General features: G+C 67.1%; 17 protein-coding genes. 9 read left to right on the top strand and 8 right to left on the bottom strand.

The genetic code is table 11. The features are described 5' to 3' along the window. Positions 1–227: 227 nt before the first annotated feature. The 4 genes from AC5RUO_RS16125 to AC5RUO_RS16110 all read left to right on the top strand — a co-directional run bounded on the left by AC5RUO_RS16125 (position 228) and on the right by AC5RUO_RS16110 (position 3,193). Positions 228–908: a GntR family transcriptional regulator gene (locus tag AC5RUO_RS16125; RefSeq protein ID WP_494011918.1), complete on the top strand. Its 681-nt coding sequence runs from the start codon at positions 228–230 to the stop codon at positions 906–908. Between the two features lie 172 nt (positions 909–1,080). Next, positions 1,081–1,347 carry a hypothetical protein gene (locus AC5RUO_RS16120; RefSeq protein WP_494011917.1) on the top strand — a complete coding sequence of 89 codons (267 nt, stop codon included), beginning with the start codon at positions 1,081–1,083 and terminating at the stop codon, positions 1,345–1,347. Between the two features lie 122 nt (positions 1,348–1,469). Next, positions 1,470–2,357, top strand: coding sequence for a GAF domain-containing protein (locus AC5RUO_RS16115; protein WP_494104032.1), 888 nt, complete (start codon positions 1,470–1,472; stop codon positions 2,355–2,357). Next, positions 2,354–3,193 carry an SGNH/GDSL hydrolase family protein gene (locus AC5RUO_RS16110; protein ID WP_494104031.1) on the top strand — a complete coding sequence of 280 codons (840 nt, stop codon included), beginning with the start codon at positions 2,354–2,356 and terminating at the stop codon, positions 3,191–3,193. The genes AC5RUO_RS16115 and AC5RUO_RS16110 overlap by 4 nt, the downstream gene beginning before the upstream one ends. Positions 3,194–3,196: 3 nt before the next feature. On the opposite strand, the gene AC5RUO_RS16105 is transcribed toward AC5RUO_RS16110, so the two are convergent. Beyond that, positions 3,197–4,549, bottom strand: coding sequence for a uracil-xanthine permease family protein (locus tag AC5RUO_RS16105; protein WP_494104030.1), 1,353 nt, complete (start codon positions 4,547–4,549; stop codon positions 3,197–3,199). Positions 4,550–4,744: 195 nt separating this feature from the next. Between AC5RUO_RS16105 and AC5RUO_RS16100 the strand changes: the two genes are divergently transcribed. Beyond that, complete coding sequence (locus AC5RUO_RS16100; protein ID WP_494011913.1) at positions 4,745–5,350, top strand: malonic semialdehyde reductase; 606 nt, start codon at positions 4,745–4,747, stop codon at positions 5,348–5,350. A 177-nt stretch (positions 5,351–5,527) separates the two neighbouring features. Continuing rightward, positions 5,528–6,046 carry a 2'-5' RNA ligase family protein gene (locus tag AC5RUO_RS16095; protein WP_494011924.1) on the top strand — a complete coding sequence of 173 codons (519 nt, stop codon included), beginning with the start codon at positions 5,528–5,530 and terminating at the stop codon, positions 6,044–6,046. Here AC5RUO_RS16095 and pgm read toward each other — a convergent pair. After that, positions 6,043–7,695, bottom strand: coding sequence for a phosphoglucomutase (alpha-D-glucose-1,6-bisphosphate-dependent) (pgm, locus tag AC5RUO_RS16090; protein WP_494104029.1), 1,653 nt, complete (start codon positions 7,693–7,695; stop codon positions 6,043–6,045). The genes AC5RUO_RS16095 and pgm overlap by 4 nt on opposite strands. 246 nt (positions 7,696–7,941) lie before the next feature. On the opposite strand from pgm, the gene AC5RUO_RS16085 reads away from it, so the two are divergent. Further along, a complete protein-coding gene (locus AC5RUO_RS16085) occupies positions 7,942–8,856 on the top strand; it encodes a nuclease-related domain-containing protein (RefSeq protein ID WP_494011911.1) in 915 nt (304 codons plus the stop codon). On the opposite strand, the gene AC5RUO_RS16080 is transcribed toward AC5RUO_RS16085, so the two are convergent. Then, the gene (locus tag AC5RUO_RS16080) at positions 8,816–9,757 is read right to left on the bottom strand and encodes a LysR family transcriptional regulator ArgP (RefSeq protein WP_494011910.1); all 942 of its coding nucleotides are present in this window, start codon (positions 9,755–9,757) and stop codon (positions 8,816–8,818) included. The genes AC5RUO_RS16085 and AC5RUO_RS16080 overlap by 41 nt on opposite strands. A gap of 94 nt (positions 9,758–9,851) precedes the next feature. Between AC5RUO_RS16080 and AC5RUO_RS16075 the strand changes: the two genes are divergently transcribed. Together AC5RUO_RS16075 and AC5RUO_RS16070 are read left to right on the top strand one after the other, a co-directional pair. Further along, positions 9,852–10,424 (top strand): LysE/ArgO family amino acid transporter, encoded by a 573-nt coding sequence (locus tag AC5RUO_RS16075; protein WP_494104037.1) that lies wholly within the window; start codon positions 9,852–9,854, stop codon positions 10,422–10,424. A 57-nt stretch (positions 10,425–10,481) separates the two neighbouring features. After that, positions 10,482–11,048, top strand: a complete 567-nt coding sequence (locus tag AC5RUO_RS16070; RefSeq protein ID WP_494104028.1) for a DUF4190 domain-containing protein — start codon at positions 10,482–10,484, stop codon at positions 11,046–11,048. 31 nt (positions 11,049–11,079) lie between these two features. On the opposite strand, the gene AC5RUO_RS16065 is transcribed toward AC5RUO_RS16070, so the two are convergent. The 5 genes from AC5RUO_RS16065 to AC5RUO_RS16045 all read right to left on the bottom strand — a co-directional run bounded on the left by AC5RUO_RS16065 (position 11,080) and on the right by AC5RUO_RS16045 (position 14,131). Then, positions 11,080–11,517 (bottom strand): LapA family protein, encoded by a 438-nt coding sequence (locus AC5RUO_RS16065; protein WP_494104027.1) that lies wholly within the window; start codon positions 11,515–11,517, stop codon positions 11,080–11,082. A gap of 75 nt (positions 11,518–11,592) precedes the next feature. Further along, positions 11,593–11,865, bottom strand: coding sequence for a hypothetical protein (locus AC5RUO_RS16060; protein ID WP_494104026.1), 273 nt, complete (start codon positions 11,863–11,865; stop codon positions 11,593–11,595). A 199-nt stretch (positions 11,866–12,064) separates the two neighbouring features. Continuing rightward, a complete protein-coding gene (locus tag AC5RUO_RS16055) occupies positions 12,065–12,268 on the bottom strand; it encodes a hypothetical protein (protein ID WP_494011905.1) in 204 nt (67 codons plus the stop codon). Between the two features lie 100 nt (positions 12,269–12,368). After that, positions 12,369–12,596, bottom strand: coding sequence for a hypothetical protein (locus tag AC5RUO_RS16050; RefSeq protein WP_494052532.1), 228 nt, complete (start codon positions 12,594–12,596; stop codon positions 12,369–12,371). Positions 12,597–12,724: 128 nt separating this feature from the next. Next, positions 12,725–14,131: an amidase gene (locus tag AC5RUO_RS16045; protein WP_494104025.1), complete on the bottom strand. Its 1,407-nt coding sequence runs from the start codon at positions 14,129–14,131 to the stop codon at positions 12,725–12,727. Positions 14,132–14,146 lie beyond the last annotated feature (15 nt).

Raw genomic sequence — 14,146 nt, 5'->3', positions numbered from 1 at the left:
CGATCCCGGCCTGCTCGGCACACGAGAGTGTGAGCACGAACTTCTGCCCCGGCTCCATTGCCGGCAGGGCCGCTGCGGTTGCCTCTGTTTGCATGAGGGTCATGTCCCCTCCTCCTTCTAGATATATTCAAAAGTAGCGAACTGATATATTAGATTGGACCCCAGCGTATACTCGACTGTGACACAGGTCAATAGTTATTTTTCAGCGAGGGGAAAGGGGTCCTGGCATGGCACTGGAAACTTTGGCGGCTGCGGAAGAGGGCAGCAGGAAGTCCCTCGCCGACGTCGCGTATGAGAGCATCCGGGACCGGCTCCTGGTATTGGACATCAAGCCCGGCGAGCTGTTGAACGACGAGGTGCTGGCTAAGTCACTGGGCGTTGGCCGCACTCCCGTGCGCGAGGCGCTGAAGCGGCTGGAACTGGACCGGCTGGTCATCACCTACCCGCGGCGCGGCACCTTCGCCACCCGGGTGGACGTCACGGACCTGTCCTTCATCTCTGAGATCCGCGCGCAGCTTGAACCCCTTGCTGCCGCCCGCGCGGCGAGGGTTGCCACCGATGCTGTCAGGCGGCAGTTGCGGGCCATCCTCAAGGATGTTGAGGCGTTCGACGTCGGGGCCGCGTCCGTCACGGAGACGCTCCGCCTGGATGCCCGGGTGCACCAGGGTATCTACGCCGCCGCTGCCAACCCGCACCTTGAGGACATCCTGATCCGGTACGACAACCTGGCCACCCGGATCTGGTGCATGGTCATCGACCGCCTTCCCGACCTGTCCCTGCATGTGCATGAACACGTGAATCTGCTGAATGCCGTCATCGACGGGGACGAAGGCAAGGCTGCCGAACTTGCCAGGGTGCACGTCAGCGGCTTCGAGCGTGCGGTGCGCGAAGCCCTGTTCGCTGCGTAAAGCGGCGTTGAGGGCCGGGCCCGTGTTCCCTTAAGGCTGGCTGGCAGTTTTGATCCTCTTTTGACAAGGAATGTGACCTGGAACATACTGGGTTTCCCAACCTGATATATCAAAGAGATATCAGTCGAGTCCCCCTGATGCGGCTCGACCCATGCCCAGTAATGGAGGAACCGTGAACCTGTGCGTACTGGCAGACCTGCCAGCGGCCGAAAGCAACCCCAGGGAAGAAGAGGCGGCACCTGGCGCAAGCCGCGGACTGCGCAAGGATTGGGCGCGGCTGACTGGCCATACCGTGGAGGTCTGGCTGGGGGGTGAGCACGTTGCCAGCGGCCTGGTTGAGCAGGCTGCGGAGGACGGTTCAGTCCTGTGGATCGCCGGCGAGGGCATTACAACCCGCAGGCTCTTCGACAAGTCGACCGGATACCAGGTCTGGCTCTGACGTCTGGTATTGCTGCGGAAAGCCCCAAAGTTTCCCGGAGTTCCCTGCAACGTGGCTGCGGGACGTATTCTTAGAACAAGGTTTTGCAGTAGGCCGAGGCGCTTATAAGCAAGGCGTGGAGAATGGCCGCTGAACCCACGGGGCAGGTTGGCTGGGGACCTCTTCCAATGCCGCCAGAGCCTGTTTTCGACAGCAAGGACGTCGAGACATACCTCTGGGAAGTCACCCGCGACTTCATGACAGACATCGAGGGTGAACGCCGCGGTATCGCCTGGGCTGCCACCCTTTTCCGCCTTGGCAAGGCGCACACGCTTGCCGCCAGTACCGAGCAGGCCCGCGAGGCGGACCGGGAGCAGTGCTCCTTTGCGGACGGGCCGGTCATGGAAGCCCTGCGTACCAGTGAGTTCGTCCTGCTGTCCGATCTCAGCCGGGACCGGCGCTGGCCCGGCTATTCGAGCGCGGCCGCCAGCCACGGCGTGCAGTCACTGCTGTCCGCGCCCATCGTGTCCGAGGGCGGCACCAGTGCGGCCATCAACCTTTACGCTTCCGTATCCCACGCCTTCACCAGTGACGACCTGGTCCGGATCCGGAGCTACGTGCACCAGGTGGCGCGGGCCCTGCGCGTGGTGGTGCGCGTGGCCGAGCGGGCCGAGACCACGGCGGGAATCGCCGTCGTGCAAAGCTCACTGGTTCTGGTGGACCTGGCGGTGCGTAGCCTCATGAACGAGTACGGCCTTAGCCGCGAGGGGGCCCTGCGGTTCTTGCAGACGCAGGCGCTGCATCACGAGCTGGACCTGCGGGATGCAGCGCTGAATGTCGTGGCGCCCAGTGCCGCGATGGACCGGCCCGGCCCGGCGGTCTCCGGGCTCAGGCAGGAACCGCCCGACGGCGTCGAGGACTTCCGCCTGCTGGCGCCGGCCGATCTGGACCAACAGTCAGAGATGCCACCGGCGGCGGGCGTCGCAAAGAAGCAGCGCCCGCGTTCATCCGTGCGAAGGAGGACGGCATGACAGCGGAAAAGCAGGACCTGCGGGCCGGCATGGAAACCGGAGGCAGGCACCCCTGGCACCGGTTCGTGGCACTGGGCGATTCATACACGGAGGGTGTGGGCGATCCCGAGCCGCGGAGCCTCGGCGGGCTCCGGGGCTGGGCCGACCGTGTGGCGGAGGAACTCAGCGCCGGCCAGCCCGGCTTCGCCTATGCCAACCTCGCGGTCCGGGGAATGCTGCTGCGGCAGATCCTGGACAGGCAACTTGCCCCGGCCCTGGCGCTGAAGCCGGACTTGGTTGCCATGTCCGGTGGCGGAAATGACATCATCTTCCGCCGCGGCGATCCGGACAAGCTCGCCCGGCATATGGACCAGGCAGTGGAAAAGCTGGCCGCCACGGGAGCGACCGTCCTCCTGTACGCAGGGCCGGACTGGGGCGGCACCCCCGTCTTCAGCCAGATCCGCGGGAGGGTGGCCATCTACAACGAGCACCTGCACAAGATAGCCCACCGCCACCATGCCATCATGGTTGACCTGTGGTGCCTCCCCGAGCTCCAGGACGTCCGGATGTGGGATCCGGACCGGCTGCACCTGTCCCCGCTGGGCCACCATGCCGTTGCGGTGGCCACCCTCAACGCGCTGGCAGTGCCGCACACCCTTGAGCCGCTTGAGCCGCGGCCGGTGCCGGCCCACGGCTGGACGCAGGCACGGGCGGAAGACCTGGTGTGGGCCCGGCAGTACTTCTTCCCCTGGGTGCTGCACCGCATCCTGCCGCACGGGTCCGACGAATCGCTGGCGGCAAAGCGCCCCAAGCCAGGGCCCGTCTACGGGCTCAACCGTCCGGACGAAGTGGCTTAGCTCCTAGCGCTTCCTGGGAGCCCGCTTCGCGGCAGCATTGGCGGCGGCCTTGGCCGCAGGCGGCAGTCCCGCCTGCTCCGACTCCGGTTCCGCCACCGTTCCACGGGCCTTCGCGATGGCCTTCATGCCGTGGTAGATCACCAGTGCGGCCGCCGAACCAAGCGCGATGCCGGTAAAGGTCAGCTCGCCGACGGTCAGCGTATAGTCGGCGATGCCGATGATCAGCGCCACGGCCGCGGTGGTCAGGTTCACCGGGTTGGAGAAGTTCACCTTGTTCTGCACCCAGATCTTCACGCCAAGGATGCCGATCATGCCGTAAAGCATGGTTGCCGCGCCGCCCAGCACGCCCGGGGGGACGGTGGCGATCAGCTCCCCGAACTTGGGGGAAAAGCTCAGCAGGATGGCGAAAATGCCGGCCACCCAGTAGGCCGCCGTCGAATACACCTTGGTGGCAGCCATGACGCCGATGTTTTCGGCGTAGGTGGTGGTTCCCGAACCGCCGCCGATGCCGGCGAGGACGGTGGCGGCGCCGTCGGCCATCAGCGCGCGCCCGGAGACGCCGTCGAGGTTTTGCCCGGTCATGGCGGCCACGGACTTCACATGGCCGATGTTCTCCGCCACCAGGACCAGGACCACCGGCACGAACAGGCCCAGGACGCCGATGTGGAACTCGGGGGTCTGGAACTGGGGGAGTCCCACCCACGCGGCCGCGTTCATCTTTTCGTAGCTGACTTCGCCGCGGAGCATGGCCACGAGGTAGCCCACCATCACGCCCACCAGGATGCTGAGCCGGCCGAGGATCCCGCGGAACAGGACGCTGACCAGAATGATGGTGGCAAGGGTTACGACGGCGGTGACGGGGGCGGCAGCGAAGTTCTGCTTTGCGGCGGGGGCCAGGTTGAGGCCGATCAGCGCCACGATGGCGCCGGTGACGATGGGCGGCATGAGCCGGTTGATCCACTCCGCGCCGAACTTCTGCACGATGGCACCCACCAGGGCCAGGACGGCGCCGGCCAGGACCACGCCGCCCAGGGCGCCGGGCACGCCGAACTGCTGCTGCGATGCCATGATCGGCGCGATGAACGCAAAGCTCGAGCCCAGGTAGCTGGGCACCCTGCCCTTGGTGATCACCAGGAACAGCAGGGTGCCGACGCCGGAGAAGAAGAGCGTGGTGGCCGGTGGCATGCCGGTGATGATGGGCACCAGGAAGGTGGCGCCGAACATGGCCACCACGTGCTGCATGCCCACGCCAATGGTCAGCGGCCAGGCCAGCCGCTCATCGGGGGCCACCACGTGGCCGGGTTTGATGGATTTGCCGGTGCCGTGCAGCTTCCACTTGATTCCGAGCATGCTCATGGGAGGGGGCCTTTCAGGGGGTGCCGCCGATGGCGAAGATGAATGCCACCAGAATACCGCCCGGTCCGTTGTTGCTGCCGTTGTGGCTAAGGTCACGTGCTGCTCCGGGAAGACCCAGGCAGAGGTTGAAGTTGCAACTACGGACAGCGAAGAGGCCGACCCGGCAGGCGGGGAGGCACAGCGAAAGGTATGCCAATGACCATTGCCCATGAAGAAGCGGTTATCGATTCGGCCGCCGTCGACGCCATTTTCGCCGAGGCCCGAACGGCCAACACCTTCACCGGTGAAGTCACCGAGGAACAGGCTCGGGCCATCTACGAGCTCACCAAGTTCGGCCCCACCGCCTTCAACTCCCAGCCGCTGCGCATCACCTACGTCCGTTCGGACGAGGCCCGCGCCAAGCTCGTGGATGCGCTCATGGCCGGCAACCGCGCCAAGACCGCCTCCGCCCCGCTGGTGGCCATCCTCAGCTATGACACCGACTGGGCCGGCGAGTGGGACAACTTCCTCCCCGGCTACAACGCCCCCAAGGCCATGTACGACGCCAACCCCGAGCTGGCCGCGGCAACGGGCAACAACAACGCGCACCTGCAGGCCGGTTATTTCATCCTGGCCGTCCGGTCCCTTGGCTTCGCCGCAGGCCCCATGACCGGCGCCGACTTCCGTGCCATCGACGAAGCCTTCTTCCCGAAGGGGGACCAGAAGAGCTTCCTGGTGGTCAACATCGGCCAGCCCGGCGAGGACGCATGGGGCGAAGCGAAGCCCAAGTTCGCCTACCAGGACGTCGTCCGCACCGTCTAACCATCCCGTTGCTCTCTCACTTTCTGCAGCTTTGGCAGTCGCTCTCTCACCCGGTGAGAGAGCGTCTGCGTTTAAGCCGCCAAAGGTGAGAGAGGGTTGGGGTTTTCAGGGCGGGATGTGAGAGAGCGTCTGAGGGGGCGGACCCGGAGAGTGTGGTGGGAGACTGGGGCCATGCCGATGCGCAACCTCATTTTCGTGACGTTCGTCGAACCTGTGGCAGAAGGCGCCGTCTTCCTGCGCACCGACTGGCCGCTGCACATCACCCTGGTGAGGTTCGACGTCGGAGGTCCGGACAGTGCCGGCGCGGCGGAACGCATCGCCGCCCTCGCCGATGCTCCGGCGCGGGCCGCGCTTGGCGCGAGCATGGCCGTAGGGGAGGATGCGGCCTTTGGCCGTAACGGATCCGTAGCCGTCAGCCTGGTGGAGCCACACCCGGCGCTCCAGGCCCTGCATGAGGCCCTGGTCCAGGCTGTGGCCGCGGTGGATGGCAGGATACTCACGCCGCGCCACACACTCTCCGGCTACCGGCCGCACGTCTCGCACCACGGCTCAGGCCCTGGCAAGAAACGGCTGAACCCGGGGGACGCAGTGGTGCTGGACCGGATCGCCCTGGTGGACATGGCGCCGGATGGTGACCACACCATCCGGCGCGTCCTCCGCCTGTGGAGCCTGGACCCAGGGAAGGGAACCGCCTAGGCGATGACGCCGTCCACCAGCGCCTTGGCCTCGGCCTGCACCTGCTTGAGGTGCTCCTCGCTCTTGAACGACTCGGCGTAGATTTTGTACACGTCCTCGGTGCCGGACGGGCGCGCAGCAAACCAGGCGTTCTCCGTGACCACCTTGAGACCGCCGATGGATGCACCGTTGCCCGGCGCCTCGGTGAGCTTCGCAGTGATCTCCTCGCCGGCCAGGGACGTCGCGGTGACATCCGCCGCGGAGAGCTTGCCCAGCTTCGCCTTCTGCTCGCGCGAGGCGGCGGCGTCGATCCGGGCATAGACCGGCGAACCGAACTGGTCCGTCAGGCCCTTGTACAGCTGGGACGGAGACTTGCCCGTGACGGCGGTGATCTCGGACGCGAGCAGGGCCAGCAGGATGCCGTCCTTGTCCGTGGTCCAGACGCTGCCGTCCTTCTTGTTGAAAGAGGCGCCGGCCGATTCCTCGCCGCCGAATGCGCCCTCGCCGGACAGCAGGCCGGGCACGAACCACTTGAAGCCCACCGGCACCTCGACGAGCTTCCGGCCCAGGCTTTGTGCCACACGGTCGATGATGGAGGAAGACACCAGGGTCTTGCCCACCACGGAGGCAGGGTTCCAGCCGCTGCGGTTCCGGTAGAGGTAATCGATGGCGACGGCGAGGTAGTGGTTGGGGTTCATCAGACCGCCGTCGGGGGTGACGATGCCGTGCCGGTCGGCGTCGGCGTCGTTGCCTGTGGCCACGTCGAAGGCTGAGCCGCCGTCGGACATCCGTTGGATCAGGGAGGCCATGGCCGACGGCGACGAGCAGTCCATCCGGATCTTTTCGTCCCAGTCGAGCGTCATGAACGCCCACTGCGGGTCCACTGTGGGGTTGACGACGGTCAGGTTCAGCTGGTGGCGCTCGCCGATCTCGCCCCAGTAGTCCACGGACGCCCCGCCCATGGGGTCGGCGCCGATCCTGACGCCGGCCTCGCGGATGGCGTCAAGGTTGAGCACGGAGGGCAGGTCGTCAACATAGCTGCTGAGGAAGTCGAACTTGCCGGTGGTGTCAGCAGCCAGGGCATCGGCCACCGGGATCCGCTTCACCCCGCGCAGGTCGTTCTCGAGCAGTTCGTTGGCGCGGTTGGCAATCCATCCGGTGGCGTCGGAATCGGCGGGGCCACCGTGCGGAGGGTTGTACTTGAAGCCGCCGTCCGCGGGCGGGTTGTGGCTGGGGGTCACCACGATGCCGTCAGCCTGCGGTGCGCCGGGCCCGGCATTCCGGTTGTAGGTGAGGATCGCATGGCTCAGGGCCGGGGTGGGGGTGTAGCCGTGCCGGGCATCGATGAGGACCTGCACGCCATTAGCGGCGAGCACCTCCAGGGCGCTGTTCTGCGCCGGTTCGCTCAGCGCATGCGTGTCCTTGGCCAGGAACAGGGGGCCGGTGACGCCCTGCGCTGCCCGGTACTCGACGATGGCCTGCGTGATGGCCACGATGTGCTTCTCGTTGAACGACGCCTTGAGGCTGGACCCGCGGTGCCCGGACGTTCCGAACACAACGCGCTGGCCCGGATCAGCGAGGTCCGGCGTGATGTCGTAGTACGCGTCGAGGAGCGCAGTGATGTCAACAAGGTCCTGGGGTTGGGCAAGTGTGCCCGCGCGGCTAGCCATGGCACCAGCATGCCAGAAGCTCGCGGCAGTCAAAATGAACCGCCCATATTCGGGTCCCTGTGACGAAGCCGTGTCATCAACCAAGGACCTGCAAACCAAGTAACCAACCTGAGTACTCCCGCGAAAAGTACTTATATACCGGCGTCCTGCTGCCCTGTTACTTTCGAAAAACCGGAAGAACAACCGCAGGCAAGGACGACGGCGGCCAGCTGCCCCGTTGCGACGGCAGGGAAGCAGGGACCAACCATGGGGGCAGGAGACGGAGCGGCCGAGCAGTCCCGGCTGGCCGCTGAGAGGGTTGCCAGGCTCAAGCGCCAGCTCGACGAGGTCGAGCATGCCACAAAGGCGTGGGACGCAGGGGTCGCGGGCGAACGGGTGGTGGCGGACAAGCTGAGCGAGTTGGTGCCACGCGGCTGGTATGTCATGCACGACGTGCACTGGCCGGGGCGCCCGAAAGCCCATTTGGACCACGTGCTGGTTGGCCCCGGCGGGGTTGTGGTGGTTAACGCCAAGAACTGGACCGGCGAGGTGCGGGTGGCATCCGGGGTGCTCTGGCAGGGCCGCTACGTGCGGACCCAGGCGGTGGAGGGCGCGCTGGCCCAATGCGCCGCCGTCACGTCGGTCCTTGCACCGCCGCACCGCAGGTTTGTCCGCCCGCTCATCTGTATGGCCGCCCAGCCGGATCTGTTCGGCGTCACCAACTCCGACGTAGCCGTCGCCGGGGCACAGCGCGTGGTTGGGGCCATCGAATCATTGCCTGCTGTGCTGGACCAGCAGGCGGTGGTGGGGCTGTACGAGCACCTCGGCCAGCAGCTCACGCATGAACAGGAGCCCGGCATCACGGCCTTCCGGAATGTCCGGCCCGGAACCGTGGTCCGCCCTGCCGGAGGGCTGCCGCCCGGAGGCCCGCGCACGGAGGGCCCGCGCACGGACGGCCCGCGCACGGAGGGCACCAATGCCAGCGGCAACCGGGCCCGCAGCGGCAGCATCGCACGGCACCCGGCCGGGCGTGGTCTTCCCGGCGGCGGCCAGGCGGGGACTGCCCGGCCCGGCCGCAACACCAGGGCACATCCGCACGGCGGAACAAGTGCCGGGAAACTGGCGCTCCTGGCTGCTTTCGTTATCTTCGCCGTGTACGTCCTGCCGTACTGGGCCCGCTAGGTCCGTTTCCCTTCCCGCCCTCTGCCGCGGCGGGGAGCAGCCGGTGGCGGCCGGCGTCCCGGATGGTCCCGGTGATCCGGTGCAACCTCGCCGAGTCGAGCGTCCAGGACTGCCAGTAGAGGGGTACGTCCTCGTGGGCGTCCTCTTCAAGCAGGACAAGTGACCCCTCGGCCAGCTCACTGCCGAGCTGCAGTTCGGGAATCATGCCCCAGCCCAGCCCGGCCTTAATGGCGGCGAGAAAGCCCTCCGACGAAGGGACGGTGTGCGTCGGCGGCGGGTGTTCCACGCCCTTGGCCGCCAGCAGCTGGCGCTGGAGGTTGTCCTTGGCATTGAACTTCAGCACCGGCATGTCCGCCCAATCCACACCGTTGGAGCCGGCCAGCTGTTGGTGCAGTCCGGCGGCGGCCACGGGGATGTACCGCATGTGGCCCAGCAGCTCCACCCGGCAGCCGTTGACCGGGACAGGATCGGAGGTTACGGCGCCCATGACATCACCCTGGCGCAGGAGCTGGCTGCTGAACCCCTGGTCTTCGACGTGCAGGTCGAGCGTGGTGTCCTGCCAGCCAGCGGCCTCGTGCAGGACCGGAACGAACCAGGTGGCCAGCGAGTCCGCGTTGACGGCGACCGGCAGCTGGGCCCGGGAAGCAACGCCGTTGCCGAGGGCTGCCGAAGCCTCTGCTTCCAGGACCTGCACCTGGCGCGCCATCCGAAGCAGCACCATCCCGGCGTCGGTGGCAGTGCAGGGCACCCGGCGGCGCACCAGCACCTGGCCTGTCGAGGCCTCCAGCGCTTTGATGCGCTGGCTGACGGCCGACGGGGTGAGCCGCAGGAGGTCTGCCGCGGCTTCGAAGGTGCCTTCGTCGATGACAGCGGTGAGGGCGCGCAAGTGTTCAAAGTTCATGAAGTAATTCTAATGGTCCTTAAAAATCAATTGTTTGTCTTCATCTGGGAAGGTCCGTACCGTCGAAGACATGTGGACGACAGGAATCAGCGGAATGCTGACCGGCTTGGCGCTGATCGTAGCGATCGGCGCCCAGAACGCCTTCGTCCTGCGCCAGGGCATCCGGCGGGAACACATCGGCGCCGTGGTGGCCGTGTGCATGGCGGGCGACGCCGCCCTGATCCTTGGCGGCACTGCCGGGATCGGCGCCCTGGTCAGGCGGTTCCCCGAAGCGCTGGAGGTGCTGCGCTGGGGCGGCGCCGCGTACTTGGTGTGGTTCGCGTTCCGCTCCTTTGCCGCTGCACTAAAGCCCTCCGGCCTCCACGAGGAGCCGCCACGGTCTAAGGGGTCCGTGGTGGCCACAGCGGTGGCGCTGACCTTCCTGAACCCTCACGTGTACCTCGACACCGTGGTGCTGGTGGGCAGCCTCGCAAACCAGCAGGGACCGGACCTGCGGTGGGTCTATGCCGGCGGGGCAGTAGCTGGCAGTGTCCTGTGGTTCTCGGCGCTGGGCTACGGCGCCCGTGCGCTCGCGGGTGTCCTGGGCAGCCCCCGGACTTGGCGGGCGGTGGACGTGGTGATCGGTATCGTCATGCTTGCCCTGGCGGTGAAACTCGTCCTGCAGTGACCGTTCCGGGAAGCCGGGCAGGCGATAGGCTGGAACCAAAATCCCAGGGGGAAAACCATGACTGACCAGCCTTCCCAGCGCCCCGATTCCCGGTGGCCCTACTCCTCGCAGAACCCGGCCTCCCAACCCGGCGTGCCGCCGTCGGACGCGGAAACCCCATCCGGCTACGAGCCGCCCCGCTTCGTGCCGCCTTACGGCTCCGACGCGCCGTCCCAGCCGGCCTACGGCCAGGGGCCGTACGCCCAGGGCAACCAGTACGGCGGACAATACGGCGGAAGCCAGTACGGCGGGGGCCAGTATGCGCCGGGAGCTGCGCCTTACTCCCAGCCGGCAAGCCCCTACGGGCAGCCTTCCTATTACGGCGTGCCTGCCGAGCCCAAGACGCTGAGCATCGCCAGTCTGGTGTGCGGCATCGCGTCCGTGATCATGGGGTGGCTGCTGCTCCCGCAGATTGCGGCGATCGTGACCGGGCACATGGCGCTCAAGCGCGAGCCGTCCGGCAGGGGTATGTCCCTCACGGGGCTGGTCCTGGGCTACCTGTGCCTGCTTGGCTACGGTGCGTTCTGGCTGCTGCTCATCATCGGGCTTGCCTACGCCGGCTCCAGTGGATCGTATACCTACTAAATCCCGGGTTTACTGGAGGTTGGCTGCGCCGCTACCTTCGCTGGGCGGTCCTTACGCGGCGGGCGTTGGCGCGGAGCTGGAGGATGCGGGCGCCGCCGGCAGCGGCCACCAGGACCCCGCCGGTAACGCTGGCGATAAACAATGCCATTCCCAGCGGGAGGGTACCTTCGAAGCCAAGGAACCGGACCAGCACCAGGTCCTGGTTCTGGAGGATGAAGATGATGAGCAGGATCAGCAGGACCAGCGCCGCCACCACGGCCGCCCAGACGACGCCGGCGCGCGTCACCCGCGGTTCTGCCGCCGCGGGCTGAGAGGGTGCAGGGCCAGAGGGCGCAGGACTGGTGGGCGCCGGGCCTGCCTGCCCCTGGTTCGGCGCTGCGGTTCCGCCGGCGCGTTCAGCCTGGTAATTCCCGTCGGGCCCCGGCTCGGGCTGGTCTCCGGTCCCCGGTGTGTACTGTCCAGCACTCATTACCGTCCCCTTCCGTAACCATAAGCATGCTTATTATTCCACCTTAGCCGGAGGGTTTCGGCCGGCACAACACCGCTACGTGCCGGCGATGCGCTCAGCGTGCTCGCGTTCCGCCGCCGTCAGTTCGCCTGGTCCAGCCCCCACCAGGGTCCACCGGGAGAGTCTTCCGTCCGGGCCGGCCATGGATCCGCGGGTGAGTGCGGCGTCAATCCGACGGCGGACTTCGCCTTCCTGGCAAGTGTCCGCTGCGAAGATGGTCCGCAGCATCAACCTGTCAGCGTCCCGCCCGCGGCTGACGTGTGGTGGGCTGCGAGCGGGCAGGGTGGAGGGTGCTCCCAGCTTCCGCACAAAGCCTCGGTGACTGCTGCCCCCGGCCCCGCGGGATCGGCGTCGGGGTCCATTAGGAGGGCTGCCATGTGCACGAAATGTCCCTGCATGCGTCCATTCTCCTGTGTACCGGCCAGTCTCTTACGCGCGTGCCGGCTAAGGGAGCGCCTTCCACCACAGAAGGGCCTCCGGCGGAGGCCCTTCTGCGGTCGGCCGCGCGTCACACCCGTTCCCTGCTCCGTTCAGCGGAGGGGGTGCGGGGAGTCGGCGTCCTGCGCCAGTTCGGGAAAGCCCAGAACGTGTAGTCCTGCGCCTTGATCCGTGGCTCCGGGGTTTCCGCCGGAGTGTCCTGCTTGGCTTCAGGCCGGCGGTTGGTTTCCTTCTTGTGTTCCCACCCGAAGTCCTTGTTGTATCCGTAGCACATCACAGACCTCCTTATAGTGACTGCCCTTTAATCGTCCTCCTGATAGGCGGGGGAGTCGATACGCTGCCGGGAACATTCGCCGTCCATAAAACGCGGACTGTCAGGAGGAAGCGCCGGCCACCGACTCGGCCTCCTGCGGGCCGTGGAATTCGCACGGCCCTTGGTGGCGGAGCGGCAGGAGGCAGGTCCTGCCGGTCGGAAGGTGCACCAGGGCGCAGCGGCCCGTCATGGCAAGGTCTTCCCGGACCGTGGCATTGCTCATGTCCGGCCGGGAGTTTCCGAAGGAGTCGGCTGTGCCGGTGGCGGGGGCGGGGTGTTCAGCGTTCATTGCGGGCAACTCCTCGTCGAGCATTGGCCAGGTGGAGGATGCAAAAGGTTTGACGCCCTTAAGAGTCTGTACCTGCCGGGTAACGCGAGGGTTAAAGCTGCGTTAGGTGCAGGTCAACAACCCGCCGGCTAGAAGCCCAGCTGGCGCGCCACCTGCAGGAGCAGCAGCTCGGAACCCTGAGGGCCCACCAGCTGGATCCCCATTGGAAGGCCCTGGCCGGGGGCCGCGCCCGTCCAATGCACTGGGACGGTAATGGCCGGCAGTCCGCATACATTGACCATTGACGACCAGGGTGCGAATTCACACTGGCGCCGGTAGTCGCCGTCGGCGTCCCCCGGCCACTGGGCGGCAGGCCAGCGTTCGCCGCCATGTGCCGTCCCGGTGAACCAGCCCACGGGACGCGGGGTCTGGGCCAACGCCGGCATCAGCATCAGGTCCCACTGCGCGTACTGCGTCACCGTGTCCTGCTGGAACTTCCGCAGGAACGCGAGTGCTTCGGCAAGCTTGGCCGGGCTGCGCTGCTGGGCCCGGCGGCGGATGGTGTGTGTCAGCGGGGCCAGCAGGGCTTCGCGCTGCGGGCTGATCCGGGCCGTGCCCACTCCTGCGGTCCAGGCGGTGGTGAAGGCCTCCGGGTAGCGGTTGTCATATCGGACGGCGGCTTCGGCAACAACATGTCCGGCGTGGGCCAGGAGCTTTTCCCCGGCCTCAAGAGCGTCCAATGCTTCCCGCTCCGGCGTGAACGGGTACGTGCCGGACCAGGGGCTATCCAGGGTGACGCCGATCCGCAGCCGTGGCGGCTGCTGCCCGATCGCCTGCAGATACCCGCCGCCGGGCACCATGGCATCCAGCAACAGCGCTGCATCCGCGGCGCTTCTGGCGAGGGGCCCTGGCACCACCAGCCGCGCAGGATCACCCTGGCTTTCCCCGGCGGGCACCAGGCCCCTGCCGGGTTTCAGTCCCACCAGTCCACAGGCGGCCGCAGGGATGCGGACGGAACCGCCGCCATCGGTCCCCGGAGCGAAGGGGAGCAGGCCTGCCGCCACGGCGGCGGCGCTGCCGCCCGAGGACCCGCCGGAGCTCCTGCTGGGAGCGTGGGGATTGCGCGACGGCGGCGCGATCCGGTTTTCGCTGTAGGCCGTCAGTCCGAACTCGGGAACCTGCGTCTTTCCCAGGCAGACCACGCCGGATTCCTTCATCAGCGCCACCAGGGGCGCGTCCGCCGGCGCGGGCTTGTGCTCCAGGGCGGCGCTTCCGTGGGTGGTGACGACGCCCGCAACATCGGTGAGGTCCTTGAAGGCCAGCGGCATGCCGTGCAGGACGGGCAGTTCCTCCCCTGCCGCGCCGGAACGCCGGGCATCCGCGGCACGCGCTTCCGCCATTGCCTGCTCCGCCGTGACGGTGATGAAGGCACCCAGCAGGGGGTTGCGCTGTTCTATCCGTGCCAGGAAATGGGCGGCAACGTCCGCTGCCCGAACGTCTCCACTTCGCAGGCTGTGGCGCAGTTCGACGGCGGACAGTTCGTGGAGCTCAGCCACCGTGCCTGGGCCCGG

Source organism: Arthrobacter sp. Y3221087 (assembly GCF_059089905.1).
This window is presented reverse-complemented; position numbering and strand designations above follow the sequence as displayed.